Origin of the sequence: Streptomyces sp. SS1-1 (assembly GCF_008973465.1) — a bacterium.
GTDB lineage: Bacteria > Actinomycetota > Actinomycetes > Streptomycetales > Streptomycetaceae > Streptomyces.
In genome coordinates this window covers 2,812,562-2,839,100 of the sequence record NZ_WBXN01000004.1, presented here as the reverse complement: position 1 = coordinate 2,839,100, position 26,539 = coordinate 2,812,562, and the positions used below count along the sequence as shown (strand labels likewise).

20 protein-coding genes and 1 other RNA gene are annotated in these 26,539 nt (G+C 73.4%); 12 read left to right on the top strand and 9 right to left on the bottom strand.

All coding sequences use genetic code 11. The features are described 5' to 3' along the window. Nucleotides 1-130 precede the first annotated feature (130 nt). The 5 genes from F8R89_RS14095 to F8R89_RS14075 form a co-directional block, all read right to left on the bottom strand. Entirely contained in the window at nt 131-2,374 is a 2,244-nt protein-coding gene (locus F8R89_RS14095) for a bifunctional glycosyltransferase family 2 protein/CDP-glycerol:glycerophosphate glycerophosphotransferase (RefSeq protein WP_151784303.1), read from the bottom strand. 168 nt (nt 2,375-2,542) lie between these two features. Further along, nucleotides 2,543-3,457 carry a carbohydrate ABC transporter permease gene (locus tag F8R89_RS14090; protein WP_151784302.1) on the bottom strand — a complete coding sequence of 305 codons (915 nt, stop codon included), beginning with the start codon at nt 3,455-3,457 and terminating at the stop codon, nt 2,543-2,545. Beyond that, nucleotides 3,454-4,800: a carbohydrate ABC transporter permease gene (locus F8R89_RS14085; RefSeq protein WP_192806124.1), complete on the bottom strand. Its 1,347-nt coding sequence runs from the start codon at nt 4,798-4,800 to the stop codon at nt 3,454-3,456. Before F8R89_RS14085 ends, F8R89_RS14090 begins: the two co-directional genes overlap by 4 nt. Nucleotides 4,801-4,804: 4 nt before the next feature. Beyond that, the gene (locus F8R89_RS14080; protein WP_151784301.1) at nt 4,805-6,184 is read right to left on the bottom strand and encodes an ABC transporter substrate-binding protein; all 1,380 of its coding nucleotides are present in this window, start codon (nt 6,182-6,184) and stop codon (nt 4,805-4,807) included. 220 nt (nt 6,185-6,404) lie between these two features. Continuing rightward, nucleotides 6,405-9,704 carry an FHA domain-containing protein gene (locus F8R89_RS14075; RefSeq protein ID WP_151784300.1) on the bottom strand — a complete coding sequence of 1,100 codons (3,300 nt, stop codon included), beginning with the start codon at nt 9,702-9,704 and terminating at the stop codon, nt 6,405-6,407. Nucleotides 9,705-10,062: 358 nt separating this feature from the next. Between F8R89_RS14075 and F8R89_RS14070 the strand changes: the two genes are divergently transcribed. The 4 genes from F8R89_RS14070 to F8R89_RS14055 all read left to right on the top strand — a co-directional run bounded on the left by F8R89_RS14070 (nt 10,063) and on the right by F8R89_RS14055 (nt 15,295). Next, nucleotides 10,063-11,742 carry a serine/threonine-protein kinase gene (locus tag F8R89_RS14070; protein WP_151784299.1) on the top strand — a complete coding sequence of 560 codons (1,680 nt, stop codon included), beginning with the start codon at nt 10,063-10,065 and terminating at the stop codon, nt 11,740-11,742. A gap of 235 nt (nt 11,743-11,977) precedes the next feature. Further along, a complete protein-coding gene (locus F8R89_RS14065) occupies nt 11,978-13,219 on the top strand; it encodes a serine/threonine-protein kinase (protein ID WP_151784298.1) in 1,242 nt (413 codons plus the stop codon). 79 nt (nt 13,220-13,298) lie between these two features. Then, nucleotides 13,299-14,405 carry a peptide chain release factor 2 gene (gene prfB, locus F8R89_RS14060; RefSeq protein ID WP_062668774.1) on the top strand — a complete coding sequence of 369 codons (1,107 nt, stop codon included), beginning with the start codon at nt 13,299-13,301 and terminating at the stop codon, nt 14,403-14,405. Nucleotides 14,406-14,707: 302 nt separating this feature from the next. Beyond that, complete coding sequence (locus tag F8R89_RS14055) at nt 14,708-15,295, top strand: hypothetical protein (protein WP_151784297.1); 588 nt, start codon at nt 14,708-14,710, stop codon at nt 15,293-15,295. 109 nt (nt 15,296-15,404) lie between these two features. Here the strand turns inward: F8R89_RS14055 and F8R89_RS14050 are convergent, their stop codons facing one another. Further along, nucleotides 15,405-15,596: a hypothetical protein gene (locus tag F8R89_RS14050; protein ID WP_151784296.1), complete on the bottom strand. Its 192-nt coding sequence runs from the start codon at nt 15,594-15,596 to the stop codon at nt 15,405-15,407. 238 nt (nt 15,597-15,834) lie between these two features. On the opposite strand from F8R89_RS14050, the gene ftsE reads away from it, so the two are divergent. The 7 genes from ftsE (at nt 15,835) to F8R89_RS14015 (ending at nt 22,230) form a co-directional block, all read left to right on the top strand. Next, nucleotides 15,835-16,524 (top strand): cell division ATP-binding protein FtsE, encoded by a 690-nt coding sequence (gene ftsE, locus F8R89_RS14045; protein WP_151784295.1) that lies wholly within the window; start codon nt 15,835-15,837, stop codon nt 16,522-16,524. A gap of 37 nt (nt 16,525-16,561) precedes the next feature. Further along, a complete protein-coding gene (gene ftsX / locus F8R89_RS14040; RefSeq protein WP_151784294.1) occupies nt 16,562-17,479 on the top strand; it encodes a permease-like cell division protein FtsX in 918 nt (305 codons plus the stop codon). 68 nt (nt 17,480-17,547) lie between these two features. After that, entirely contained in the window at nt 17,548-18,714 is a 1,167-nt protein-coding gene (locus F8R89_RS14035) for a S41 family peptidase (protein WP_151784293.1), read from the top strand. A 59-nt stretch (nt 18,715-18,773) separates the two neighbouring features. Beyond that, nucleotides 18,774-19,316, top strand: coding sequence for an SsrA-binding protein SmpB (gene smpB / locus F8R89_RS14030; RefSeq protein ID WP_151788120.1), 543 nt, complete (start codon nt 18,774-18,776; stop codon nt 19,314-19,316). A gap of 89 nt (nt 19,317-19,405) precedes the next feature. Then, nucleotides 19,406-19,774: a transfer-messenger RNA gene (ssrA, locus tag F8R89_RS14025) on the top strand. 167 nt (nt 19,775-19,941) lie between these two features. Beyond that, complete coding sequence (locus tag F8R89_RS14020; RefSeq protein WP_413251255.1) at nt 19,942-20,949, top strand: DUF4232 domain-containing protein; 1,008 nt, start codon at nt 19,942-19,944, stop codon at nt 20,947-20,949. A 294-nt stretch (nt 20,950-21,243) separates the two neighbouring features. Further along, nucleotides 21,244-22,230, top strand: coding sequence for an alpha/beta hydrolase family esterase (locus F8R89_RS14015; protein ID WP_151784291.1), 987 nt, complete (start codon nt 21,244-21,246; stop codon nt 22,228-22,230). 139 nt (nt 22,231-22,369) lie between these two features. On the opposite strand, the gene F8R89_RS14010 is transcribed toward F8R89_RS14015, so the two are convergent. Together F8R89_RS14010 and F8R89_RS14005 are read right to left on the bottom strand one after the other, a co-directional pair. Then, on the bottom strand, nt 22,370-23,215 hold the full coding sequence (locus F8R89_RS14010) for an SDR family oxidoreductase (protein ID WP_151784290.1): 846 nt from the start codon (nt 23,213-23,215) through the stop codon (nt 22,370-22,372). Between the two features lie 102 nt (nt 23,216-23,317). After that, entirely contained in the window at nt 23,318-24,283 is a 966-nt protein-coding gene (locus F8R89_RS14005; RefSeq protein WP_151784289.1) for a helix-turn-helix transcriptional regulator, read from the bottom strand. 64 nt (nt 24,284-24,347) lie between these two features. Here F8R89_RS14005 and F8R89_RS14000 point away from each other — a divergent pair, with 64 nt between their 5' ends. Next, the gene (locus F8R89_RS14000; protein WP_151784288.1) at nt 24,348-24,950 is read left to right on the top strand and encodes a TIGR03086 family metal-binding protein; all 603 of its coding nucleotides are present in this window, start codon (nt 24,348-24,350) and stop codon (nt 24,948-24,950) included. Between the two features lie 71 nt (nt 24,951-25,021). Here F8R89_RS14000 and F8R89_RS13995 read toward each other — a convergent pair whose 3' ends face one another. Further along, nucleotides 25,022-26,539 (bottom strand): FAD-binding oxidoreductase, encoded by a 1,518-nt coding sequence (locus tag F8R89_RS13995; RefSeq protein ID WP_151784287.1) that lies wholly within the window; start codon nt 26,537-26,539, stop codon nt 25,022-25,024.

The window sequence follows — 26,539 nt, the reverse complement described above, 5'->3', positions numbered from 1 at the left end:
GGCGGCCCGGAGCGGGTCAGCGCGCCCGGCGCCGGCCGGGGCGCCCGGCGGGGCGCCAGGTCTGCGGACGGCTCGGCGTGGGCCGGGACGGACTGGAGGGCATACGGACTCCTCTCGGGGACAACGGTGTTCAGCGGCTCTCGGTGACGGTCCGGGGCGAAGCCGGCCGCGGCACGACCCCCAGCGGGGCCCGCGGGCGCGGCTCGGCGGGCGGCGGCACCGGACGCCGGGCGGACGGCACCACCGGAGGGCTGTCCGGCTCGCCCAGCACCACGTGCCGGACGACCCGCTCGGCCGCCCGGCCGTCGTCGTGCGGGCAGAAACGCCGTCGGAACGCGGCCCGCAGCTCCGCCGAACGCGACCCGCGCCAGTGACCGGACGTGAAGATGTCGATCAGCTCGTCCTCGCCGCGCGCCACCGCGCCCGGCGGGCAGGCCCGCAGATCGAGATAGGTGCCCCGGACCGCCTCGTGGGCCTCCCAGTCGTCGGTGAGCAGCACGACCGGCCGGTCCAGGCAGACGTAGTCGGCCATGAGCGACGAGTAGTCCGTGACCAGCGCGTCCGAGGCGAGGCACAGCTCCTCGACGCTCCGATGCCCGGTCACGTCGAGGACCCGGTCCGAGGCGGCGGCGAGCGGGCCGTCGTGGCCGTGCGGGGCGCGGGCCAGCACGATGTGGCGAGGGCCCATGCGGCACGCCACGCGGTGCAGGTCGACGGGGGCGCGGCGGTAGGCGCGGGCGGTCGGGGCGTAGAGGATCACGACGGCGTCCTCGGGCACGTCGAGCTCCCCGCGGACCCGGACCGTGTCCGCCGGGGTGGCCCGCCGGAACACGTCCGCGCGCGGACTGCCGTACTCCAGGACGGTGTACGCGCCCGGGAAGGCCCGCTCCCAGGTGAGGGTCGCGTACCGGCTGGGCGAGACCAGGTAGTCCCAGGTGTCGACGTCCGCCAGGAGCCCGTCGACGTCCGGGTCCGCGCCCGGGCGTCCCCGCAGATCGAGGCCCGTGCGCTGGAACGGGGTGCCGCGCCGGGTCTGCACCAGCACCTGGCCGGGCCGCTTCACCAGCCGCCGGTCGAAGGCCGCGTTGTGCACCAGGTACCGGGAGCGGGCCAGCGCCGTCCAGTAGGCGGCGGAGTCCGGGCGCAGCGGGCGCACCCCGGACGGCAGCGCGTCCCGCTCCCCGGCGCCGGTCACCCAGGCGGTGCGGATGTGCGGGGCGTGCGCGCGGAACGCCCGCTCCAGGGCGCCCGGGTGGCAGCCGTGAGCGGGCACGCCGTGCGCGGCGAACACGGCCCGGTCCGCGCGCACCGGCAGACAGCGCTGCACCCGGTAGTGCAGCCGCAGGGCGCCCGCCCGCAGGGCCCTGCGCAGCCGCACGGCGGTCCGCGCGGCACGGCGGAGCACGGCCGCCGTGCACCGCAACACGTGATACGTGCGGTGCAGTCCCATCCGGACCAGGGCGTGGTGCAGCCGCACACGCGGCGGCAGCGGACCGGCGGGGCAGTGGTAACGCCGGTAGTACGTACGGGCCTTGCGCAGGAACTCGGCGCGGCTGTGGCGCGGCAGCCGGTCCCGGCGGGCGAACACCACGACCAGGTGGTCCACCATCCGCCGGAACAGCAGCGGCCGCCAGCGGGCCAGTTCGGGGCGCTTGTCGACGTACGCGAAGACCCGGTCGTACTGCTCGAAGACGTCGAAGTGGCGGGGGCTGACCGTGCCGAGGATGCCGCCGTGGCGCCGCTGCCGGTAGTGCACGCACACCCGGTCCAGCGTCGCGATCGACCCGGCCGACATCAGCACCGGGTACGTCCAGGGCGTGTCCTCGTAGTAGCCGGTGGGGAAAACCAGCTCCTCGGCCTCGACGAACTCCCGGCGGTACGCCTTGTTCCAGGCGACCATCAGCAGCCCCAGCAGACCGGGCCGGTCCGTCAGCCGGAAGGGCGCCGGGCCCTCCTCGGCGAGGTGGGCCGCCGCCTGGTTGCGGACCGTCTCGCCGGTCCAGAACGTGCGCGCGTAGTCGTACACCAGGACGTCGGGTTCGCCGGTCTCCTTCAGCCGGCCGGCGATGGCCTGCAGGGAGTCCGGGGTGAGGGTGTCGTCGCTGTCGAGGAAGAGCAGGTAGTCGCCGGTGGCCTCGGCCATGCCCGCGTTGCGCGCGGGCCCCAGGCCCCGGTTGCGCGGCAGGTGCACGGCACGCACCCGGGGGTCGCGGGCCGCGAACTCGTCGATGATCGCGCCGCACGCGTCCGGCGAGCAGTCGTCCACCGCGATCAGTTCGAGGTCCGGGTACGACTGGGTGAGCACCGATTCCAGGCACTCGTGCAGATACGCCTGCACCTTGTACGCGGGGACGATGACACTGAACCTGGGCAAGGCACATCCACTCGGTCGGCCGGGGACGACGGGCGCTGTCGCCGTGCCGGGAACGGCCGATGGAGTGACTTGGTTACGCGATCCGAGGCATCCGGGGGGCCGGTCGGGTGAACGGCGAGGGGCGGGCCGCCACCGGCCCGCCCCTCTCGAAACAGGGTGCTCCGTCGCCTACTTGACGGCGCCCGCCATCACACCGGACACGAACTGCCGCTGGAAGGCGAAGAACACGACCAGCGGGATCACCATCGAGATGAACGCGCCGGGCGCCAGGACGTCGACGTTGCTGCCGAACTGCCGTACCTGCGTCTGCAGGGCGACCGTGATCGGCTGGCTGTCGGCGTCCGTGAAGATCAGCGCGACCAGCATGTCGTTCCACACCCACAGGAACTGGAAGATGCCGAGCGCGGCGATCGCCGGACCGCCGAGCGGCATCACGACCCGGAAGAACAGGCGCAGTTCACCCGCGCCGTCCAGCCGGGCCGCCTCCAGCAGCTCCCGGGGGATCTCCGCGAAGAAGTTCCGCAGCAGGAACACCGCGAACGGCAGCCCGAAGCCGACGTGGAAGAGGACCACGCCGATCAGGGAGCCGAAGATGCCGATGTTCCCGAAGAGTTCGGCGATCGGGATCAGCGCCACCTGCACGGGCACGACCAGCAGCCCCACCACGCCCAGGAACCACCAGTCGCGGCCCGGGAACTCCATCCACGCGAACGCGTAGCCCGCGAGCGCGCCGATGACGACGACGAGGACCGTCGCCGGGACCGTGATCAGCACGGTGTTCAGGATCGAGTCCGTGATGTCGCTGTTGCCGAGGAGCTTGTCGTAGCTGTCGAAGGTGAGCTGGGAGGGCTTGCTGAAGACCTCCCACCAGCCGCTCGACGTCATCTCGTCGGGCGGCCGCAGCGACGACAGCAGCAGCCCGAGCGTCGGGACCAGCCAGAACAGGCCCACGAGGATCAGGAAGACCCGTACCATCCCGCCGCTGACGAAGGAGACGAGCCGGGCGCCGAGGGAGCGTTCGCCCTCGACGGCGGTGAGCGGCTCGGGCGCCGCCTTCGTCAGCCTGCCGGCGTCCGCACTCATCGCCGCACCTCCCGCCTGAGCCGCCGGACGTTGAACCACATCACCGGGATCACCAGCAGCAGCAGGAACACCGAGATGGCGCTCGCGACACCGGGCTGGTCCTCGGAGAAGCCCTTGCGGTACAGCTCCAGCGCGAGGACGTTGGCGTCGTCCTGCGAGGAGCCCGGGGCGATGATGAAGACCAGGTCGAAGACCTTCAGCACGTTGATCATCAGGGTGACGGTGACGACCGCGAGGACGGGCGCCAGCAGCGGCATCGTGATCCGGCGGAACACCTGCCACTCGTTGGCGCCGTCCACGCGGGCCGCCTCCAGCAGATCGCGGGGGATGCCCGCGAGCCCCGCCGCGATCAGCACCATCGCGAAACCGGCCCACATCCAGATGTACGACCCGATGATGGCCGGGGTGACCAGGGACGGGCCGAGCCAGTCGACGCCGTTGTACGGCTCATTGAAGTTGTCGGCCGGGAGCCGCAGCCGGGCCCCGTCCGCCGCGGCCGGCAGGGTGAACGTGCCGTCGTCGGCGGCCGTCGTGGACGCCACGACCTCACCGTCCTTGACGGCCTCGATCCTCATCCCGGCGTAGCCGAGCTCCGCCGGGTCGATACCGCCGAGGGTGCCGACGCCCTTGCCGCGGGTGAAGTCCTGCCAGGTGGTGCCGGTGACCTTGTCCGGTTCCGCCTTCGCCTGCCCGGCCTTCGCCGCGCTGTCCGGCATCTTGTCGGGGGCCACGCCGACGAGCGGCAGGGAGACCGGGGTGCCGGCGCTCACCGGGTCCTTGGTGAGGAAACCGCCGCCCGGCGCCGCCCGGAGCGGCGACTCACGGCCCGGGTGGGCCTTGGGGAACGCCGACGACTGCGCGAAGGTGTCGTGGACGCCCACCCACACCGCGTTGGCGACGCCCTTGTCCGGGTCCTGGTCGTACACCAGCCGGAAGATGATGCCCGCCGCCAGCATGGAGATCGCCATCGGCATGAAGACGACCAGCTTGAACGCCGTGCCCCAGCTGACCCGTTCGGTGAGCACCGCGAAGACCAGGCCGAGCGCGGTGGCGACGGTCGGGGCGAACACCACCCAGATGACGTTGTTCTTCAGGGCGGTGCGGATGCCGTCGTCCGTGAACAGCGCCTGGTAGTTGTCGAACCCGGCGAAGCCGTCGCCGGACTGGACGTAGAAGCTGCGGATCACCGAGTACCCGATCGGGTACACCACGAGCGCGCCGAGCAGCACCAGGGCGGGCAGCAGGAACAGCACCGCCACGGTTGTGCGGGTACCGGTCACGCTCTTGCGCGACTTCGGAGCGGCGGGAGCCGGAGGGGCCCCCGCCGCCTGTGCCGACGCCATCGCGTCAGTTTCCGTACGCCGCGGCCGCGTCGGCCTCCAGCTTCTGCTGGGTGCCGGCGATGTCCGACGGGTTCTTCAGGAAGTCCTGCAGCGCCTTCCACTCGCCCTTGCCGGGCGTGCCGCCGAACGCCTGCGGCGCCTGGTCGGACATGTCGAAGCGGAAGTCGTCACCGGCGTCGATGAGGGCCTTCGCCATCGTGCGCTGCACCTCGTTCGGGTACGCCGCGTTGTCCACGCTCTTGTTCGGCGACAGATAGCCGCCGAGCTTCGCCTGGATCGTCGCCGCGTCCGGGGAGGCGAGGAAGGTGGCCAGGGCCTGCGCCGCCTTGGAGTCGTCGAGGATGACGGCCGCGTCGCCGCCGGAGACGACCGGCGCGGTGTCGCCGACCGTCGGGAACGGGAACACCTTGGCGTCGGTGCCGACGTCCGCCTTCGCCTGCGTGATGTTGACCTGCGCGAAGTCGCCCTCGTAGACCATGGCGGCCTTCGGCTGGTCGCCGCCCGTGAAGGTCTGGGTGACCGAGGTCGGGAAGTCCGTCTGGAGGGCACCCTTGGCGCCGCCCGCCACGTAGTCCTTCTTGCCCCACACCTGGGCGAGCGCGGTCAGCGCGTCCTTCACGGACGGGTCCGTCCACTTGATCTCGTGCTTCGCCAGCTGGTCGTACTTCTCGGGACCGGCCTGGGAGAGATAGATGTTCTCGAACCAGTCGGTGAGCGTCCAGCCGTCCGAGCCGCCGACGGAGAACGGGGTGACACCCGAGTCGTACACCGTCTGAGCGGTCGTCAGCAGCTCGTCCCAGGTCTTGGGCTCCTCGGCGCCCGCGTTCTCGAACGCCTTCGCGTTGTACCAGATCAGGGATTTGTTGGCGGCCTTGTAGTACACGCCGTACTGCTTGCCGTCGACCTTGCCGATGTCCTGCCAGCCCTGCGAGTAGTTCTCCTGGAGCTCCTTGAGCGCCTCGGCGCCGAGCGGCTTGGCCCACTTCTTGTCCACGGCCTGCTTGATGGCGCCGGGCTGGGGCAGCATCGCGACGTCCGGCGGCTGGCCGCCCGCGACCTTGGAGCCGAGGAAGTTGATGATGGGGTCCTGGGCGGGGACGAACTTCACCGTCGCGCCGGTGCGCTTCTCGAACTCCGCGAGGACCTTCTTGAAGTTGGCCTGTTCGGCACCCGTCCAGACGGCCGCGACCTCCAGGGTCTCGCCGTCGAGCTTCGGCAGGGTCACGGTCGAGGCGGGCTTCTTGCCGCCGCCGTCCTGTTTCCCGCCGCTGTCGTTGTCGTCGCCGCCGCAGGCGGTGAGGGAGAGGGCGAGGGCACCGGCGGCGACGGCCGCCGCGGCCCTGGCGGCCCTGCGTGTCCGGTTCTTGCTGCTCGTGCTGTGCATCACTGCCCCGTTCTTCGTGCCTCGTCGAACGTTCGAGCGCTGTCCCGTGCGTCTGGTCTACGCCCTGCCCCAGGGGTCGGCAAGACCGCGTCCTCTGTCAACTCGGGGATCGTGACCGCCTCGTGACCAGGCGCCAGGCTGCGGGCGCCAACGGTCGGGATCGCGTCACGGCGGCGGGCCGAGACGGGTACGCACCGGCGCCGCGGATGCCCGGGCCCCGTCAGAGCAGGGACGGGACCTCCGTGGCCGAGACCTCGCGGGTCGCTCGTTCCAGGGCGCTGGCCAGGAGGGCCAGGTCGGTGGGGCCGTTGCCGAGTTCGCGGACGGGGCGGCGGGCCGGGGGGTCGCCCATGCGGTGCCACTCCAGCGGGACGACGGTGGGCCGCAGCGTCGCCGTGCGCGGGATGCGCCCGGTGACCCGGCCGCCCTGGAACGGCACGGTCCGCCCGTCCGCGCGGACCACCCGGCCCCGCCCGGGTGCCGGGGCGTCCGGGCCGGTCGTCACGGCGTCCAGCGTCACCCGGAGCGAGGCGCACCGCGCGGGCTCCGAATCCGCCGCCCGGCCCCCGAGTCCGGTCGCCGCGACCAGATGCACGCCGAGCCGCTCCCCGTCCCGGGCGACCGCCTCCAGCGCGCGTATCACCGACCCGGCGGCCGGCCGGCCCGGTGACCCCAGGGAGGGGTGGACCAGGGCGTCCAGGTCGTCCACGACCACCACGAGCCGGGGCAGCGGCGGCACGGTGTCCGCCTGCCGGCGGGCCGCGCCCGGCCGCAGCCGGATCGTCGCGCTGGGCGGCGACTCCAGATCGCCGTCACCGGCACCGGCACCCGCGCCGGCCGCCCGCTGCGCGATCATCCGGCCGGTCAGCGCCCGGCCGGTGTGCCACTCGGTGAAGTCGGACCGCCCGAGCAGCTCCGCGCGCCGCTTCAGCTCCGCGCTGAGCGACTGGGCGAACTCCCGCATCCGCACGGGGTCGTTGGCGGTGAGATGCGTCGTGACATGCGGGACGTCCGTGCACACGCCCAGGCCCTCGCCGGGGCCGCCGCCCGCGCCCGTGCTGTCGCGGCCGTCGATGAGAACGATGCCCAGCCGGTCCGGCCGCTCGGCCGCCGCGAGCGACGCGACGACGGCCCGCAGCAGCTCGGTGCGCCCGGCGGCGGGCGGTCCCTCCACCAGCAGATGCGGCCCCTCCGCGCCGAGGTCCACACCGACCGGTCCGTGCGGTCCCGCGCCCAGCACGGCGGTCACCCGGCCGCCCAGCGCCTGGGTGTCGTCGGCCGCGTCGGCCCAGCGCGCCATCAGGGACGCCGGAGTGGCCCGCGCCAGACCCAGCTCGTCCAGCAGCCGGGCCGACTGGGGCAGCGGCACGGACACCCGCACCTGGCCCTCCCCGGCCGCCCGGTCGGTGCGCAGCGGCGCCAGCGCCCGCGCGAAACGCTCCGCCCAGGCGGCGGACACGGCGTCCACGGTGGCCACCGTGCCGTGCCCGACCGGGCCGCGCACGCCGGGCACCGCGCCCTCCTGGCCCGCCTCGGCCCCGTCGGGCGCGACCCGCAGCAGCCGCAGCGCCGTCGCCACGTCACCGCTGAGCAGCGCGACCGCGCCGCAGGCGCGGAACGCCGGGGCGACCGCGCAGGCCGCCTCATAGGTGTCCGTGACCGGGGAGGCGGGCGAGGCCGCCGCAGTCTCGGCGAGGCACACCACATGGATGCCGGCCCGCGGGCCCTCCAGGGCCAGCCGGGCCACCGCCTCGCGCAGATCCGCTCCGCCGGGGTCGCCGTCCACGACGAGCACGGAGTACGGGCCCGTGAACTCCGGGCTGCCGGAAGCCGGTTCGCCGTCCCGCGCCCAGGAAGGGCGGCGCCCGGCGGCGCGCGGCGCGGGCACCCGGCCGTCCGGGGCGCGCCCGCCGCCGTCGTGGTCCGTCAGGTCCTCCAGGCGCCGCAGCAGCTCCTCCACGCGCGCGGTGGCCTGTTCCCGGTCGTGGGCCAGCAGCAGCCGGCAGTCCTGGCCATGGCCGGGGCGGACATGCGGCAGCCAGCCCAGCCACGCCCACTCGGCGGTCCGCTCGGACACCGGGCGGGCCCGGTCCGCGCTGACCAGCACGATCTCCAGGGTGTCCGGCGAGTGCAGCGCGGCGAGCTGGGCGAGCACCGCGCGGGTCAGCCCGGCGAGGCGCTCGCGCGGACCGGCCAGCCCCAGCGCCCCCGCCTCCCGCAGATCGGCGGTCACCGGCACGGCGGGCAGCAGGCCGGAGCCGTCGGGGGCGGCCCGGTCGGCCGTGCCGAGCCGCACCGTGAGGGCCTCCGGGTGTCCGGGGGCGCGCTCCCAGAGGCGGGGGCCGGGGCCGAGGGCGGTCAGCAGCAGCGACGCCGGGTCCGGCCAGGTCTCCGGCAGCATCGCGCCGCGCCCCGCCGCGGTGGGCCCCGCGGGCTCGGCCGGCTCCTCGTCGTACGTCCCCTCGTCGGCGGGCTCCGGCTCGCCGCGTCCGCCGGCCAGGCGACGCGCCCAGGCCGACAGCCCGCCGCGTCTGCGCGCGCCCGCCGGTCCGTCGGTGCCGCGCGGCCCGGTGCCCGGGCGTCCGGCGTCCGGCACCGGGCGGGGCCCGTCGAGGGGGCCCACCTCGAAGCCGGTGGCATGGGTGTCGCCGCCGCGCGGGTGCGGGACGGAGCCGTGCGCGCCGGTCCGCTCGGCGTGCGGCGCCCGGCCCTGGGCGGGGACCACGGGCGGTGCGGCCGGGGTGTGCTCCCGGGCGGCCGGGCCGTCGGAGGGGGCGGGGCCGCCGTCCGTCACGCGCGCGTGCGCCGCCGGGCCGGTGCCCTCGCCGCCGCGCGGGCACACGCGGACGTGTCCCTCGCCGTCCGGTTCCGTGGGCACCCGCGCGCCGGGGCCGCCGGCCGGGGCGAGCCGCAGCGTGGACTCGCCGAGGCGCAGCAGCGCGCCGGGGACGAACCGCACCGGGCGGGTGGTCAGCCGGGTGCCGTCGAGCGTCGTGCCGTTCGTCGAGCCGAGGTCGGCGACCGCGACGCGGCCGTCCGCGCCGACCGTGACCGCGCAGTGCAACCGGGAGACGTCCGGGTCGTCCAGCGGGACGTCGGCGTCGGCGGAGCGGCCGACGCGGATCTCGCCGCCGTGCAGCAGATGGACGCCGCCCGCGTCCGGGCCGGCCACGACATGCAGCTGCGTCGGGGCGTCGTCCAGCTCGGGGTGGGGCTCCGGGGCCGCCGGGGCGCCCAGGGACAGCACCGCGCCGTCGGTCAGCGGGGGCTCGCCGAGGGTGCTGCGCCGGTCGTCGAGCCGCTCGGTGCCCGCGTAGAGCACGACCGGGCCGCCACCGCGCTCGCTCTCCGCGCCGCGGGCGGCGCCGCCCTCGCCGGACACCGCGGAGGCCAGCGCCGACGCCACCGCCGACAGGGCCGTGCCCGCGGGAGCCGTGACCAGCACGTCGCGGCTCGCGGCGGCGCCGCGAGCCGCGGAGGGCGGGGCCAGCGGGTCTACGACGGTCAGCCGGATCTGCATCGGCGTCAGCGGTCCCTTCTGCGCGCGGGCGCGGGCACGGAACCACCCCACCCCACACGAGCACATCGGCCAGTTCTCCCCGCATCCTCGCACCTGCCACCGACAACCCGCCCCCCGCCCGAAGACAAGTGATCTTGATTGGTCGGCTCTGCCCGCAAAAGTGCCGGACAACGACCCCGCCGGTGATCACTTGAGATCGCTCACGTCCGTTCGCGGCAACCACCGGACTGAGCCGAGCGTCTTTCCTTCGAACATGTACGGGAGGCCGTACGTAAGACGCACAGAATGACGACCGCCGGTGCCCGGGGGCCCGGCACTACAGTGGGTCGGAACGTAGGCAAGCAGCAGGGAGCGCGACGTGCGGCCGGTAGGCAGCAAGTACATCCTCGAGGAGCCGCTGGGTCGCGGCGCCACGGGGACCGTCTGGCGAGCCCGCCAGCGGGAGACCGCGGGCGCCGAGGCGGCCGTGCCGGGGCAGCCCGGCGAGACGGTCGCGATCAAGGTCCTCAAGGAGGAGCTCGCCGGCGACGCGGACATCGTCATGCGCTTCCTGCGCGAGCGGTCCGTGCTGCTGCGCCTGACCCACCCCAACATCGTCCGGGTCCGCGACCTGGTCGTCGAGGGCGAGCTGCTGGCCCTGGTCATGGACCTCGTCGAGGGCCCCGACCTGCACCGCTACCTGCGCGAGAACGGCCCCTTCACCCCGGTCGCGGCCGCCCTGCTCACCGCCCAGATCGCCGACGCCCTCGCCGCCAGCCACGCCGACGGCGTCGTCCACCGCGACCTGAAGCCCGCCAACGTCCTGCTGCGCCAGCAGGGCGGCGAGATGCACCCGCTGCTCACCGACTTCGGCATCGCCCGCCTCGCCGACTCCCCGGGCCTGACCCGCACCCACGAGTTCGTCGGGACGCCCGCCTACGTCGCCCCCGAGTCCGCCGAGGGCCGCCCGCAGACCTCCGCCGTCGACATCTACGGCGCCGGCATCCTCCTGTACGAGCTGGTCACCGGACGTCCGCCGTTCGGCGGCGGCTCCGCCCTCGAAGTGCTGCACCAGCACCTGAGCGCCGAGCCGCGCCGCCCCTCCACGGTCCCCGACCCGCTGTGGACGGTCATCGAGCGCTGCCTGAGCAAGAACCCCGACGACCGGCCCAGCGCCGAGAACCTCGCGCGCGGCCTGCGCGTCGTCGCCCAGGGCATCGGCGTGCACGCGAACTCCGCGCAGATCGCCGCCGCCGAGGGCGTCGGCGCCCTCCTCGCCCCGGACCCCGCCCCGGCCACCGTGCCGGGCTCGGCCGACCCCACCCAGGTGCTGCCGCACGGCGCGGGCTCCTTCGACCCGAACGCCGCGACCAGCGTCCTGCCGCACAACGGCGCCCCCGGCGCCGCCGACCCCACCGCCGTCCTGCCGAACACGGGCGGGCGCGGCGCGGCCGACCCGACGGCGGTGATGCCGCCGGTGCCGCAGGGACCGCCCGGCGGCCCCGGCCCCGAGGACCCGCACCCCTGGCAGAACCAGCTGCGCGCCGCCCGCGACCGCAACGAACAGACCCAGGTCCAGTACCTCGACCCGAACCAGGACCCCCTGCGCCGCCGCCCGCAGCGCCAGGTGGCCCGCCCCCAGCCGCAGCCCCAGCAGCCCCCGCAGCCCCAGCAGCGGCCACCGCAGCGCGGCCGGCAGGGCGGTTACACGCAGCCGCAGCAGCACCAGCCGCAGCCGTACGCGCCGCCGCGCCAGCCGCAGCAGCCCCCGCAGCGCTACGCGCCCGAGCCGCAGCGTCCGCAGCGCGAGCCCCGTGAGCCGCGCCGCCGCGGCGGCAACCCGATGCGCATCCCCGGTCTGGGCTGCCTGAAGGGCTGTCTGTTCACGATCGTCATCCTCTTCGTGGCCGGCTGGCTGGTGTGGGAGCTGAGCCCGCTCCAGGAGTGGATCGGCACCGGCAAGGGCTACTGGGAGCAGCTCAGCAGCTGGTTCAGCACGGTCACCGACTGGATCGGCGACCTCGGCGGGAGCTCGGGCGGAGGCACGAGCACCGGCTGACCCTCCCGCGACGACGACCGCCGAAGGCCGTACGGACCCCCCGGGGCCCGTACGGCCTTCGTGTGTCTGGGGATTTGTCGACACCCGGTGGGTGATTTCCGCCTCCGCGGTGAAGGCCGGCCGTCCGACCGCGTAGTTTTGTCGACCGGGGGTTCCCAGGGTCTGTCGGCTGGGGGTCCGGGGGGCGGCCCCCGGGAGGACGCAGCGGCGGCACAACGCGTCGGTAGGAGCAGTCTTGGCACGGAAGATCGGCAGCCGGTACACCGCCAACCAGATCCTGGGGCGGGGCAGCGCCGGCACGGTGTGGCTGGGCGAGGGACCGGAGGGCCCCGTCGCCGTCAAGCTGCTGCGCGAGGACCTCGCCTCCGACCAGGAGCTCGTCGGGCGGTTCGTGCAGGAGCGCACGGCCCTGCTCGGCCTGGAGCACCCGAACGTCGTCTCCGTCCGCGACCTGGTGGTCGACGGCAACGACCTCGCGCTCGTCATGGACCTGGTCCGCGGTACCGACCTGCGCACCCGCCTCGACCGGGACCGCAGGCTCGCGCCCGAGGCGGCCGTCGCGATCGTCGCCGACGTCGCCGACGGCCTGGCGGCGGCCCACGCGGCCGGTGTCGTCCACCGCGACGTGAAGCCGGAGAACATCCTGCTGGACATGCAGGGCCCCCTCGGCCCCGGCGGCGCCCACCCGGCCCTGCTGACCGACTTCGGCGTGGCCAAACTCATCGACTCCCCGCGCCGCACCCGCGCCACGAAGATCATCGGCACCCCGGACTATCTGGCCCCGGAGATCGTCGAGGGCCTGCCGCCCCGCGCGGCCGTGGACATCTACGCCCTCGCCACCGTCCTGTACGAGCTGCTGGCCGGCTTCACCCCGTTCGGCGGCGGCCACCCCGGCGCGGTGCTGCGCCGCCATGTCACGGAGACGGTGGCGCCGCTGCCCGGCATCCCCGACGAGCTGTGGCAGCTCATCGTCCAGTGCCTGGCCAAGGCCCCCGCCTCGCGGCTGCGCGCCTCCGAGCTCGGGGCGCGGCTGCGCGAGCTGCTGCCGCTGGTCGCCGGGATGCCGCCGCTCGACGTGGACGAGCCCGACGGGGAGCCGGAGGAGGACGAGGCCCCGGCCGCATCCCCGGCCGACCCGGCGGGTGAGCGGGTACGGCGCCGGGGCGCGGTGCCGCTGGTGCCGGGCGCCCGGCCGGCCGACTCCAACCGGGACACCCACACCTCGATGCGGGTCCCGGCCCCGGACGAGCTGGCCGGCGGCGCCCGCGGCACGGCCCGGGTGCCGCGCGCGGCGGGCGCCCCGCGGCCGGGCTCGGCCCGCCACCGCGCCGCGACCCGGCGGCGCCGGCTGGCGCTGGGCGGGGCCGCGGTGGTGCTGGTGGCCGCGGCCGGGGTGGGGACCTGGCTGGCGATCTCGGACGACGACGCCGGGGCGACCCCGCGGGACACCCGCAGCACGGCTCCCGCGACCCCCTGACCCGCTCCCGGGCCGGTGGGGCGGCCGGGCGGGCAGGTACCCGGAGCTCGCCGCCCTGCGGAGCCGTTACGCTGGAGGCGTGGCAGTCGTCGATGTATCCGAAGAGCTCAAGTCCCTCTCCTCGACCATGGAGTCGATCGAGGCCGTTCTGGACCTCGACAAGCTGAGGGCAGACATCGCCGTGCTCGAGGAGCAGGCGGCCGCGCCGTCCCTGTGGGACAACCCGGACGAAGCGCAGAAGATCACCAGCAAGCTCTCCCACCTCCAGGCGGAGGTGAGGAAGGCCGAGGCCCTGCGCGGGCGGATCGACGATCTCGCCGTGCTGTTCGAGATGGCCGAGGAGGAGGACGACCCGGACACCCGTGCCGAGGCCGAGTCCGAGCTCACCGCCGTCCGCAAGGCGCTGGACGAGATGGAGGTCCGCACGCTCCTCAGCGGTGAGTACGACGCCCGTGAGGCGCTCGTCAACATCCGCGCGGAGGCCGGGGGCGTCGACGCCGCCGACTTCGCGGAGCGGCTGCAGCGGATGTACCTGCGCTGGGCCGAGCAGCACGGCTACAAGACCGAGATCTACGAGACCTCGTACGCGGAGGAGGCCGGCATCAAGTCGACCACCTTCGCCGTGCAGGTGCCGTATGCCTACGGCACCCTCTCGGTCGAGCAGGGCACGCACCGGCTGGTGCGCATCTCGCCGTTCGACAACCAGGGCCGCCGCCAGACGTCGTTCGCCGGCGTCGAGGTGCTGCCCGTGGTCGAGCAGACCGACCACATCGAGATCGACGAGTCCGAGCTGCGCGTGGACGTGTACCGGTCCTCGGGCCCCGGCGGACAGGGCGTCAACACCACCGACTCCGCCGTGCGGCTGACCCACATCCCGACCGGCATCGTCGTCTCCTGCCAGAACGAGCGCTCGCAGATCCAGAACAAGGCGACCGCGATGAACGTCCTCCAGGCCAAGCTGCTGGAGCGGCGCCGCCAGGAGGAGCAGGCCAAGATGGACGCCCTCAAGGGCGACGGCGGCAACTCCTGGGGCAACCAGATGCGGTCGTACGTGCTGCACCCCTACCAGATGGTCAAGGACCTGCGGACCGAGTACGAGGTCGGCAACCCCGAGGCCGTCTTCAACGGCGAGATCGACGGCTTCCTGGAGGCCGGCATTCGCTGGCGCAAGCAGCAGGAGAAGTAAGGGAATTCATTTGTCGACAAGGCAACTGCCGCCCACCGGGCGGCAGTTGCCTTTTGTGTACCTGCATGTCTGGGTTTTACATCACACTCACAGCTTCCAACCCATGGCAAAGAACTCGTAGTTGGACATCGCGCCCGCAACGGCCTTGACGTGCTCTTGAAAAATGGGAAGGGTGAAGCGTGGCATGCGTATTTCTGGGGCGCATGTGAACCGGGGGGCTCTAGTTGCGTCACCTCCGTCGATCACGGCCGGCCCCTGAACGCCGCCTCACTGACGATTCAGCTACTGGGGGTAGCAACCAGATGACCAAGAAGACGCGGATCCGTATCGCGCGCCTCGCCGCCGGTGCCGTGATCGCGGCCGGCGCCTCGCTGACCGCGGCCGGTGCCGCCTCCGCCGCCGAGACCGAGGACTGCATCCTCGGCATCCTGTGCAGCGGCGACGAGGACCCGACCACTCCGCCCACCGAGGAGCCGACGGACCCGCCCACCGAGGTTCCGACCGAGCCCACCGAGGAGCCCACCGTCCCGACGGAGCCCACCGAGGAGCCGACGGAGCCGCAGGAGCCGACCGACCCGGCCGAGCCCACCGACGAGCCGTCCAACCCGGGCAACGGGAACGGCAACGGCGGCGGCAACGGCGGCGGCAACAACGCCGACCCCGACGGTGGCACCTCCACCCAGGAGGAGGGCTCCTCCTCCCTGACCGACACCGGTTCGGCCGCCACCGGCACCAGCACCACCGCCCAGGGCGGCGGCGCCGAGCTGGCCGAGACGGGTGCCGCGCAGACCACGTTCCTGCTGGTCGGCGCCGCCACGATGATCGCCGGTGGCATCGGCTTCCGCGTCCTCCCGCGTCTCGCGGGCGGCCGTGGCGGTGCCGCTGCCTGACGGTAGCCGTCACGCGCACACCGCGTGAGCAGCGCCTTACGCACGAGGGGCCCGGAGCGATCTTCGCTCCGGGCCCCTCGTCACGTCGGTCCGTGGGGGAGGCGGTGCCTCACACCGTCTGGTGCGCCAGCAGGGCCACCGCCGCGATCAGCACCGCGAGCAGGACGACCAGCGCCATGGGGTTCAGACCCGCGAACGGGTTCTCCTGCTGGAGCCGCTGGCGGTTCGCCCGGCAGACGGGGCAGCGGCCCTCGCTCACGGGTGCGGCGCAGTTCGCGCACACCAACCGGTCGTACGTCATGCGCCACCCTCCTCGCGCCGTCCTGCCGAGAGGTTCAACGGGTCCGGTCCCGGATACGTTCCCCTCCCTCTCTACTGTGCCAGGTTCCCCCGCAAAGGGCGCGGGCGCTCTCTCAGGGCGTAGCCGCCACCGGTACAAATGCGCACAACCCTTTACACAACCCCTACGGTGCCTGCGCTCCCCGGCCCGGTTCGCGTATGGTCACGCACACCTACCCCCGGCGACCCGTGGTGCATCCGTGATCCGATTCGACAACGTCTCCAAGGTCTACCCCAAGCAGACCCGCCCCGCACTCAGGGATGTCTCCCTCGAGGTGGAGAAGGGCGAGTTCGTCTTCCTCGTGGGGTCCTCCGGCTCCGGAAAGTCCACCTTCCTGCGGCTCATCCTCCGCGAGGAGCGGTGCAGCCACGGCCAGGTGCACGTCCTGGGCAAGGACCTCGCCCGCATCTCCAACTGGAAGGTGCCGCAGATCCGCCGCCAGCTGGGGACGGTCTTCCAGGACTTCCGCCTCCTGCCCAACAAGACCGTCGGCGAGAACGTCGCCTTCGCGCAGGAGGTCATCGGCAAGTCGCGCGGCGAGATCCGCAAGTCCGTGCCGCAGGTGCTCGACCTCGTCGGGCTCGGCGGCAAGGAGGAGCGGATGCCGGGCGAGCTGTCCGGTGGTGAGCAGCAGCGTGTGGCGATCGCCCGCGCCTTCGTGAACCGGCCCAAGCTGCTCATCTGCGACGAGCCCACCGGCAACCTCGACCCGCAGACCTCCGTCGGCATCATGAAGCTGCTGGACCGGATCAACCGGACCGGCACGACGGTCGTGATGGCCACGCACGATCAGAACATCGTGGACCAGATGCGCAAGCGCGTCATCGAGCTGGAGAAGGGCCGCCTCGTCCGCGACCAGGCACGCGGCGTCTACGGCTACCAGCACTGACCCGTCCCAGTCCACGGAAAGGCCTGAAAGAGACGCCATGCGCGCCCAGTTCGTACTCTCCGAGATCGGTGTCGGTCTCCGCCGCAACCTGACGATGACGTTCGCCGTGATCGTCTCCGTCGCCCTGTCGCTCGCCCTGTTCGGCGGGTCGCTCCTGATGAGCGACCAGGTCAACACGATGAAGGGCTACTGGTACGACAAGGTCAACGTCTCCGTCTTCCTCTGCAACAAGAGCGACGCGGAGTCCGACCCCAACTGCGCCAAGGGCGCCGTCACCGAGGACCAGAAGAAGGAGATCCTCGCCGACCTGGACAAGATGACGGTCGTCGACAAGGTCACCTACGAGTCCCAGGACCAGGCGTACAAGCACTACAAGGAGCAGTTCGGCGACTCCCCGCTGGCCGCGTCCCTGACGCCGGACCAGATGCAGGAGTCGTACCGGATCAAGCTGAAGGACCCGGAGAAGTACGAGGTCGTCGCCACCGCCTTCGACGGGCGGGACGGCGTGCAGTCCGTGCAGGACCAGAAGGGCATCCTGGACAACCTCTTCGGGCTGCTCAACGGCATGAACTGGGCCGCGCGGGCGGTGATGGCGCTGATGCTCGTCGTCGCCCTCATGCTGATCGTCAACACCGTGCGGGTGTCCGCGTTCAGCCGGCGCCGCGAGACCGGGATCATGCGCCTGGTCGGCGCCTCCGGCTTCTACATCCAGGCGCCGTTCATCATGGAGGCCGCCGTCGCCGGGCTCATCGGCGGCACGGTCGCCTGCGGCTTCCTGGTGATCGCGCGGTACTTCATCATCGACCACGGCCTGGCCCTGTCGGAGAAGCTGAATCTGATCAACTTCATCGGCTGGGACGCGGTGTTGACCAAGCTGCCGCTCATCCTCGCGACGAGCCTGCTGATGCCGGCGCTGGCGGCGTTCTTCGCGTTGCGCAAGTACCTCAAGGTGTGACCAACGCCAAGGGGGCCGTACGGGGATCGGACCGTACGGCCCCTTCGCGTTGTCCTAGACTCACCGGCATGTCAGGCCGTGACCTGTTCTGTCAGCCCCGCCGCTTCGGCCGCGGGGCCGCCCTGACATTGGTGTTCGCGAGCGTGCTCGTCGCCGGTGCGGCGACCGGCTCCCTGCCCGGACCCGAGCGGAAGTCCCCGTCGCCCGCCGCCCGTTCGACGGTCCCCGGCCCCCGGCACGAGGACGTCGCCGAGGCCGCCGCCGACGCCATGGCCGCCGGCACGTCCCCCGTCGAGGCCGCCGAACGCGCGGTCAGCCGCAGCGGCGACCGCTGGGGCGCCATCTACTCCCGCGGCGAGTACGAGGAGTTCCAGGAGGCCCTCGACGGCCGGTACACCGGGGTCGGGCTGTGGGCCGGGCGCCGGCGCGACGGCGCCGTCGAGGTGACGAAGGTGCGCTCCGGCTCGCCCGCCGCGCGGGCCGGCATCGAGGTGGGGGACCGGCTGCGCAGCGTCGACGGCGCCCCGGTCGAGGGCCGGCCCGTCAGCGAGATCGTCGCCTTACTGCGGGGCGACGCCGAGGACGCGGCCGCCGGCACCTCCGTCGTCGTGGGCCTGGAGCGCGGCGGGCGCGCCTGGGAGCTCACCCTGCGCCGGGCGAAGCTGTCCACCGACCCGGTCACCGTGCGCGAGGGCGCCGGGGGCGTCACCGTCATCCGGATCGCCTCCTTCACCAAGGGCAGCGGGGACGCCGTGCGCGCCGCCCTGCGCCGGGCGCCCTCCGCCGCCGGGGTCGTCCTCGACCTGCGCGGCAACTCCGGCGGCCTGGTCACCGAGGCCGTCACCGCCGCCTCCGCCTTCCTCGACGGCGGGCTCGTCGCCACCTACGACGTCGACGGCGCCCAGCGCGCCCTGCACGCCGAGCCGGGCGGCGACACCGGCCGGCCCCTCGTCGCGCTGGTCGACGGCGGCACGATGAGCGCCGCCGAGCTGCTCACCGGCGCCCTCCAGGACCGCGGCCGGGCCGTCGTCGTGGGCAGCCGCACCTTCGGCAAGGGCTCGGTGCAGATGCCGAGCCGGCTGCCCGACGGGTCCGTCGCCGAGCTGACCGTCGGCCACTACCGCACCCCGTCCGGGCGGACCGTGGACGGGCGGGGCATCGCCCCCGACCTGCCGGCGGACCAGAAGGTCCTGCAGCGGGCCGAGACGGTCCTCAGCGGCCTCGGCGACTCGTAAAACGGCTTCCCGCGCACCCCGTCCGTAGTGCGAAAATGGACGGCACTATGAGCAAGGGAATGTACGTACCGAAGGAGTCCCAGCCCAAGCAGGGCGGGTCCGCCGCGAAGGCCAGGGACGGCGAGAAGGGCGGCAAGAAGAAGATCGTCGCCCAGAACAAGAAGGCCCGGCACGACTACGCGATCATCGACACCTACGAGGCCGGTCTGGTCCTCATGGGCACCGAGGTCAAGTCGCTGCGCGAGGGCCGGACGTCCCTGACCGACGGCTTCGTCCAGATCGACGGGGGCGAGGCGTGGCTGCACAACGCCCACATCCCGGAGTATCACCAGGGCAGCTGGACCAACCACTCCGCGCGCCGCAAGCGCAAGCTGCTCCTGCACCGGGAGGAGATCGACAAGCTGGAGGCGAAGTCCCAGGAGACGGGTCACACCATCGTGCCCCTCGCCCTGTACTTCAAGGACGGGCGCGCCAAGGCCGAGATCGCGCTCGCGCGCGGCAAGAAGGAGTACGACAAGCGGCAGACCCTCCGGGAGAAGCAGGACCGCCGGGAGTCGGACCGCGCGATCGCGGCGGCCAAGCGCCGTCAGCGGGGCCACTGACGGTCGGGAATGCACTGGCATCGTCCGGCGTTGGTCACGTACGATGGCATCGCACCTCACAGCGGGTGCGGCTTTTGAAAACACCACATGGGGATGATCGGTTTCGACAGCGGCTGTTGAGACAGGGGAAGCGTGTCGAGGAAGCGGCAATGATCTCGTAAACCATATGTCGCAAAAAATAATCGCCAACACCAAGCGCGATTCCTTCGCCCTCGCTGCCTAAGTAGCGACTCGCGAAGTGTCAGCCCGGGGCTGTTCCCGACCCGGATCCTGGCATCAGCTAGGGAACTAAACCTTGATCCCGGTCACGGGGTGAAAAGGGAAATCAAACAGTGACTGGGCCCGTCGGCGACTTGTTCGCGTGATCGCCGGGGCCGAGAAAAGCGCAGCGAACTGCACACGGAGAAGCCCTGTTTTTGCACCGTTGGACGCGGGTTCGATTCCCGCCATCTCCACGATCGAGAAGGCTCCGGCCCTCTCTCCCATGTCGGCACAGGCCCCGTCGCTTCCGAGCGGCGGGGCCTTGGTCGTTTGTGACACTGCTGTGACGGCTGGTGTGGGGCGCGTCACAGCCTTGGGAGCGCTCCCCTGGTGGGGTGGGCGGATGCCCAGACTCCCGCGTGCGGTGCCCCCTGTCCTGTCCGGCCTCCTGCTGCTGACGGCGTGCGGCTCGCACGACGCCTCACCGGGCGCGGGCATCCCCGACGTGAAGGTCGGCGTGGAGGCGCTGTGCCCCTCCGACTACACCCAGTACGGCGCCACGCCCTCCGCGGACCGGCCGACGGCGACCCCCTCCGGCACCCCCACCTCGCTGCCCCTGCCGTCCCCTGTGACGGACGAGGACGGCGTGCGGGTCACGAAGCTGTACGCGTGGGGTCCGGACAGCGGATGCGTGGGCGTCGACCACAGCGCGGAGTTCGAGATCGTCAACACGACGCCCGCCGCGGCCACCTACACCGTGACGCTGTCGTTCAGCTCGGCGTCCGGGACCGCGGCCGGCACCGCGGAAGCGGTCGTCGAGGCGGTCGGGCCGGGCCGGACCGGCAAGGGCGCCGCCGCCATGACCGGCACGGTGCCGGGCGATCTCCAGGTGACGGGCGTGAAGGTGATCAGGGTGCGCAGCGTCCCCGTCGCCGAGGCGTCGTCGGCGTCGGGGCCCTGCCCGGCGTCGGGGGTGCGCGTCTACGCCGACCGCGGGGACGCGGCCATGGGGCTGCGGGCCGTCGGTCTGCACCTGGTGAACTGCGGGACCGAGCCGTACGCGCTCGATGGCTATCCCGAGATGGAGATCCAGGATGAGGACCACGACACCGTGAAGGGCGTCCGCATCCTGCGGGGGACCCAGGAGATCGGTGGCGGGCTCGGTGGCCAGGAAGCCCCGCAGGCTCTCACGCTGCGTCCGGGGGAGGCCGCCAGGACCACGCTGGCCTGGCGCAACACCACCCAGGCCGGCACGCCGGTGAACGCGCCGTACGCCCGTGTGTGGGCCAGGCCCGGCGCCGACCCGGTGATGGTCGTCCCCGAACTCGACCTCGGGACGACGGGCCGGCTCGGCGTCGGCCCGTGGCGGCGGGACGAGACGTACCGGGACCGGGACCAGGACCAGGGCCAGGACGCCACGGCACGTCCGTGAGCCTCCTCGTCGTCCTCGCCGGGGCGGCCGCGCTGTGTCTGCTCGGCCGGTCGCGGGTGCCGCCCGGCATCGAGGTCGCCGTCGTCACCGGTCACGCAGGCCGTGGTCTGGGGGCTGCCTCGCCGTCAGCCTCGTGCTGCTCGCCATCGGGCCGGCGTGGGCCGTGCGGGAGCCGCGGGTGGTGGCCCGCCGGTTCCGGTGGAACCGGCGCGGCTGAACCACCATGCGGAAGAGGCCCGTTGTGGTGTCCGGCCCCATATCGGGGTCCGGCCCGCGCTTCTACGGTCCCTCCGCATGACACCGACCAGAGCCGCACGTCCCCGCCTCGCCGTCCTGGTGACCCTGCTGGTCGCCCTGACCTCCGTCCTCCTCGCCCCCGGCCGGGCCGCCGCCGCCTCGCTCCAGGAGGTGACCGGCTTCGGGTCCAACCCCGGCGCCCTGCGTATGTTCCGGTACGTCCCCGACGGGCTGCCCGCCGGACGGCCGGTGGTCGTCGCGCTGCACGGGTGCACCCAGAACGCCGCCGGGTACGGCACCGGCAGCGGCTGGCTCCAGCTCGCCGACCGCTGGGGGTTCTCCGTCGTGCTGCCGCAGCAGCAGAGCGCCAACAACCTCTCGTCCTGCTTCAACTGGTTCCAGAACGGGGACATCGCGCGCGGTCAGGGCGAGGCCGCGTCGATCGCGCAGATGGTGGACCGCCAGCTCGCCGACACCTCCGGTGACGCCTCCCGGGTCCAGGTCACCGGGCTGTCCGCCGGGGGCGGCATGACCGCCGTGATGATGGCCGCCTACCCGGAGAAGTTCGCGTCCGGCGGGATCGTGGCCGGACTGCCGTACGGGTGCGCGCAGGCCGCCGGGTCGCCGTACGTCTGCATGTACGTCGGCGCCACCCAGACCGCCCGGCAGTGGGGTGACCGGGTGCGGGCCGCGCGGCCCGGGTACACCGGGCCCTGGCCGGCGCTCGTCGCCTTCCAGGGCACGGCCGACTACACGGTGAAGCCGGTCAACATGGCCGACCTGGTCCGGCAGTGGACCGACGCGCACGGCACCGACCAGACCGCCGACGTCAGCGACACGGTCGCCGGGTTCCCGCACCAGGTGTTCCGGGACGCCTCCGGGCGCGCGGCCGTGGAGACGTACAGCCTCACCGGGATGGGCCACGGGCAGCCCGTCGATCCGGGCAGCGGCACCGAGCAGTGCGGGACGGCCGGGGCGTATCTGCTCGACGTGAACCTGTGCGCCGCGTACCGGATGGGCCGGGCCTGGGGGCTCGGCGGATGATGGCCCGCCCCGGACCCGTACGGGGGATTTCCGGATCCGGGGCGGTGCCGGGGCCGCGGCCCGGCCGAAAGGGGGCCGCGGCTGTCCGGGGCGCCGGCGACGGGGTGAGGCCGCCGGCGCGGCCCTCAGGGGAGAGGGGTCACGCGAAGGCGGGCGCGTTGCGCTTCGCCCAGTCCGCGAAGGAGCCGGCGGGACGGCCGAGGAGGCGCTCGACGTCGGGGCTGACGCGCTGCTCGGCGGGCAGCGGCTCCCCGAGGATGTCGAGGGTGCCGTCGATGACGGGCTCCGGCATGAACCGCGCCATGTGCTCGCGGGCCTGCGCGCGGGTCAGCTCGACGAAGCCGACCTCCTCGCCGAGGGCCTCGGCGAGCGCGGCGGCCTGCTCGCGCGGGGTGACGGCGGCCGGACCGGTCAGCTCGTACGTCTGCCCGGCGTGCCCGTCCTCGCGCAGCACCACGGCCGCCACGGCGGAGATGTCCGCCGGGTCCACCACGGGCAGGGCCACGTCGGCGAACGGGGCGATCACCGCGCGCTGGGTGCGGACGCTCTCGATCCAGGCGTAGGCGTTGGAGGCGAAGCCGCCCGGCCGCAGGATCGTGAAGTCCAGGCCGGAGCCGCGCACGGCCTCCTCGAACTCGCGCAGCCGGCCGTGCGAGAGGGCGTCCGGGCGGGTGGCGTTGATCTGCGAGGACAGCAGCACCACGCGCCGCACCCCGGCCTCGCGGGCCGCCGCCAGCACCTCGGTGGCGGGGGCGCCGCCGCCCAGCAGCTCACCGGCGAGCAGCAGGAACAGGGCCTCGGCGCCCTCCAGGGCGGGGCCGAGCGTCGACGGATCGGCGAGGTCGGCGCGGACATGCCGCGCTCCCTCCGGCAGGTCGTGGGAGAGGGGATTGCGGGAGACGGCCGTGACCTTCTCGCCCGCGGCGGCAAGCGCCTCGACGAGCGGACGGCCGACGTTCCCGGAGGCTCCGGTGACAACGATCATGAGAACTCCCAAAAGAGTGGAAACAAGGCTGAGTTGGGGTCAAGTGGTGCGATGTCTTCGACGGTAGCATCCTCGGTATAGTAGGTACCTAGAGGAAAGTGACTAGGGAGTCGCCGCGTCCTCCAGTTCCTCGTAGCGGACCCGCAGCGCGCGGCCCAGCCGGGCCAGCCGGGCGCGGGCCGCGGGCGGGCCCACCACCTCCACCCGGTCGGCCAGCCCCGCCAGCTGCGCCGCCAGCACCTCCAGGGAGGGGCCGGCCGCCTCGATCTCCCGGCGGCCGTCGCCGAGCAGCCGCCCGATCCGCAGCCGCCCGCCGAACAGCCGCTGCAGCACGGGCAGCGCGTCCTGGTCGGCGTGGGCCGTGACGGCCGCCGCGAGCAGCCGGTCCTCCAGCCGGCCGGCCAGCGACCGCCAGGCCGCCGCCAGGTCGAAACCGGCGGGCCGCCGCACCGGCTCACCGGTCGCCTCCACCGAGGAGACCCGGCCCAGCCGGAAGGACCGCAGCCCGTCCGCCGTGCCGGCCACCAGATACCAGTGGCCCGCCTTGTGGACGAGGCCGAGCGGGTCCACGGTCCGCTCGGCCGGCTCCTCGCCGGGGCGGGCGTACCCCAGCCGGACCCGCACCCCGTCGAGGACGGCCCGTTCCAGCTCCGCCAGATGCGGGTCGGCCGCCGTCACGGCGGTGCCCGACCAGTCCAGCTCGTCGACGATCCGGGCCCGGGACGCTGCCTCCGCGTGCGGCCGCAGCGGCTCCGGCACCGCGCGCAGCAGCTTGCGCAGCGCCGAGCGCAGCTCCGGGGAGGCGCCCGACGACCCGGCCGCCAGGAACAGGGCCCGCACCTCCGGCGAGGTGAGCCCGGTCAGGTCCGTGCGCGCCCCGCCGACCAGCCGCCAGCCGCCGCCCCGCCCGCGCTGGGCGTAGACGGGGACACCGGACGCGGTCAGCGCCTCCAGGTCGCGGCGCGCGGTCCGCTCGGAGACCTCCAGTTCGGCCGCCAGCTCCGCCGCCGTGACCCGGCCGCGCGCCTGGAGGAACAGCAGGGCCGCCACCAGCCGGTCAGCGCGCATCGCCGCTCACCCCTTCGGGTAAATAGGCCGGAGGGTGGCCCATTTCGCCGGAAGACTCGACGGCATGACCCATCCCGAGAACACCTCCGCCACCCCGTCCGCCGACCCCCGCGAGGGCCTGTTCAAGGCCGTCGACCTGGCCGGTGACGTGCTCGCGTCCGTGCGGCCCGAGGATTACGACGGCACCACGCCCTGTCCGGACTACTCGGTGCGCCAACTGTCCCTTCACCTCGTCTCCGTGCTCCGCCGTGTCGCCGTGATCGGCGCCGGCGGTTCGTTCTTCTCCGTCCCGCACTTCGCCGAGGACGTCGCCGACGGCGCCTGGGCCGAGGCCTGGGCCGCCGGGACGAAGGAACTGCGGTCGGTCTGGTCGGATCCGGCGGTCCTGGGCCGGGAGATCGGGCTGCCCTGGGGGCCGGTCCCCGGCGCGGCCGCCGCGGTCATCTACACCAATGAGTTCGTGCTACACACCTGGGACTTGGCCAAGGCCACCGGTCAGAAGCCCGCGTGGGACGACACCGTGCTGGCCGCGCCGCTGGCCGTGATGAAGCGGGCGGTGCCCCGCGAACCGCGCGGCGGCCAGGTGCCGTTCGGCCCCGTCGTGGACGTCCCCGACGACGCCCCCGCCATCGACCGCCTGGTCGGCTGGTACGGCCGCCGGCCCTGACCCCGGCGCCGTCCCGTCCCCGCGGGTGCCCGGAGGGGAGGGCACCCGTGGGGCGGACGGCCGGCCGGCGCTCAGGCGCCTATGGACTGGGGGAAACGGAAGAAGCGGTTCGGGTCGTACGTGTTCTTGATCCGGGCCAGGCGCGGGTAGTTCTCCGCGTAGTACGACCGCTTCCAGTCCGTCAGCGAGGGGTCCATCCAGTTCTGGTAGCTCTCGCCGTTGGACAGCGGGTCGATCGTCGCGAACCCCCGGTCCACCCAGGTGTTCGCGACCGCCTTGGCCTCGTCGGTCACCTGGGCCGGATCGTTGATCAGCACCCGGTAGTTGACCGAGAAGAGCGAGTCGCGGTGCACGTACGCCGTCGCCGTGCGGGACGGCTCGTTGGCGGCGCCGCCGAAGAAGTGGAAGTCGAGGTAGCGCGCCTGGCCCGCCCGGCGGTCCGCGTCGAACGCCGTCATCACGTCCGCCCAGCCGCTCGCCGCGTACGGCCTGCTGCCGAGGCGCGTGCGCTCCAGGCCGTAGGCGGGGCGGGACAGCGTGCCGGAGGGCGTCTTCTCGGAGCGCTGGCACTCGGCCTCGGTGAGGGTGGGGCAGCCGAAGATCATCATCATGAGCTGCTGGTACGTCATCACGCCGTCCTGGCGCTGTGCCGGCGCCCCGGTCAGGGCGAGCAACCGGGCGGTCTCGGCGCCCAGTTCGGCCGGGGTGCCGCGGGACGCGAGGAAGACGTTGGCCTGCGGCACCGAGCCCGGCGCCGCGTCGGGCTGCACCACATAGGCGCCGCCGCCGATCGTGTGCGGGGCGTCCACCAGCCAGCGGGCCACCCCGTCGAGGACGTCGGCCATCCGGTCGTACGGGAAGATCAGGTTGCTGATCGCCATCTGGTCGCCGGTGTGCGGGGTCACCGTGAACCGGGTGACGACGCCGAAGTTGCCGCCGCCGCCCCCGCGGATCGCCCAGAACAGGTCCGGGTTCTGCTTCGCCGAGGCGGTCACCACGCGGCCGTCGGCCAGCACCACCTGCGCGGCGGTCACCGCGTCGCAGGCCATGCCGGTCGACCGGGTCAGGAAGCCGAAGCCGCCGCCCTGGAGGAAGCCGCCCGCGCACACGGTGGGGCAGCCGCCCTCGCTGACCACCAGGTGGTGCGGGGCCAGCGCGCCCAGGATCGTGACGTTCTGCGCGCCCGGCCCGATGTCCACCGACGAGGCGCTGTTCACCGTCACGGCGTTCAGCTGCGACACGTCGATGATCAGGCCCGGGGTCGTGGACCAGCCGCCGTAGTTGTGGCCGCCGCTACGGACCGCGGTGCGCACCCCGTGGTCCTGGGCGAAGCGCACACACACCGAGACGTCCGCCGCGCTGCGGCAGTAGGCGACGGCCTGCGGGTTCACCGCGTCGAACTGGCCGAGCTCCAGCTGCCGGGCGACGGTGTAGTAGGGGTCGGAGGGCAGCACGAGCCGGCCCGAGAGGCGGCTCGCGAGCCGGGCGTACGGCACGCCCGTGCCTTCGGCGGGCACCGGAACGGCGGGTACGAGAGCGAGACCGGCGGCTGCGGAGCCGGCACCGAGCAGGGTTCTACGACTGATCAC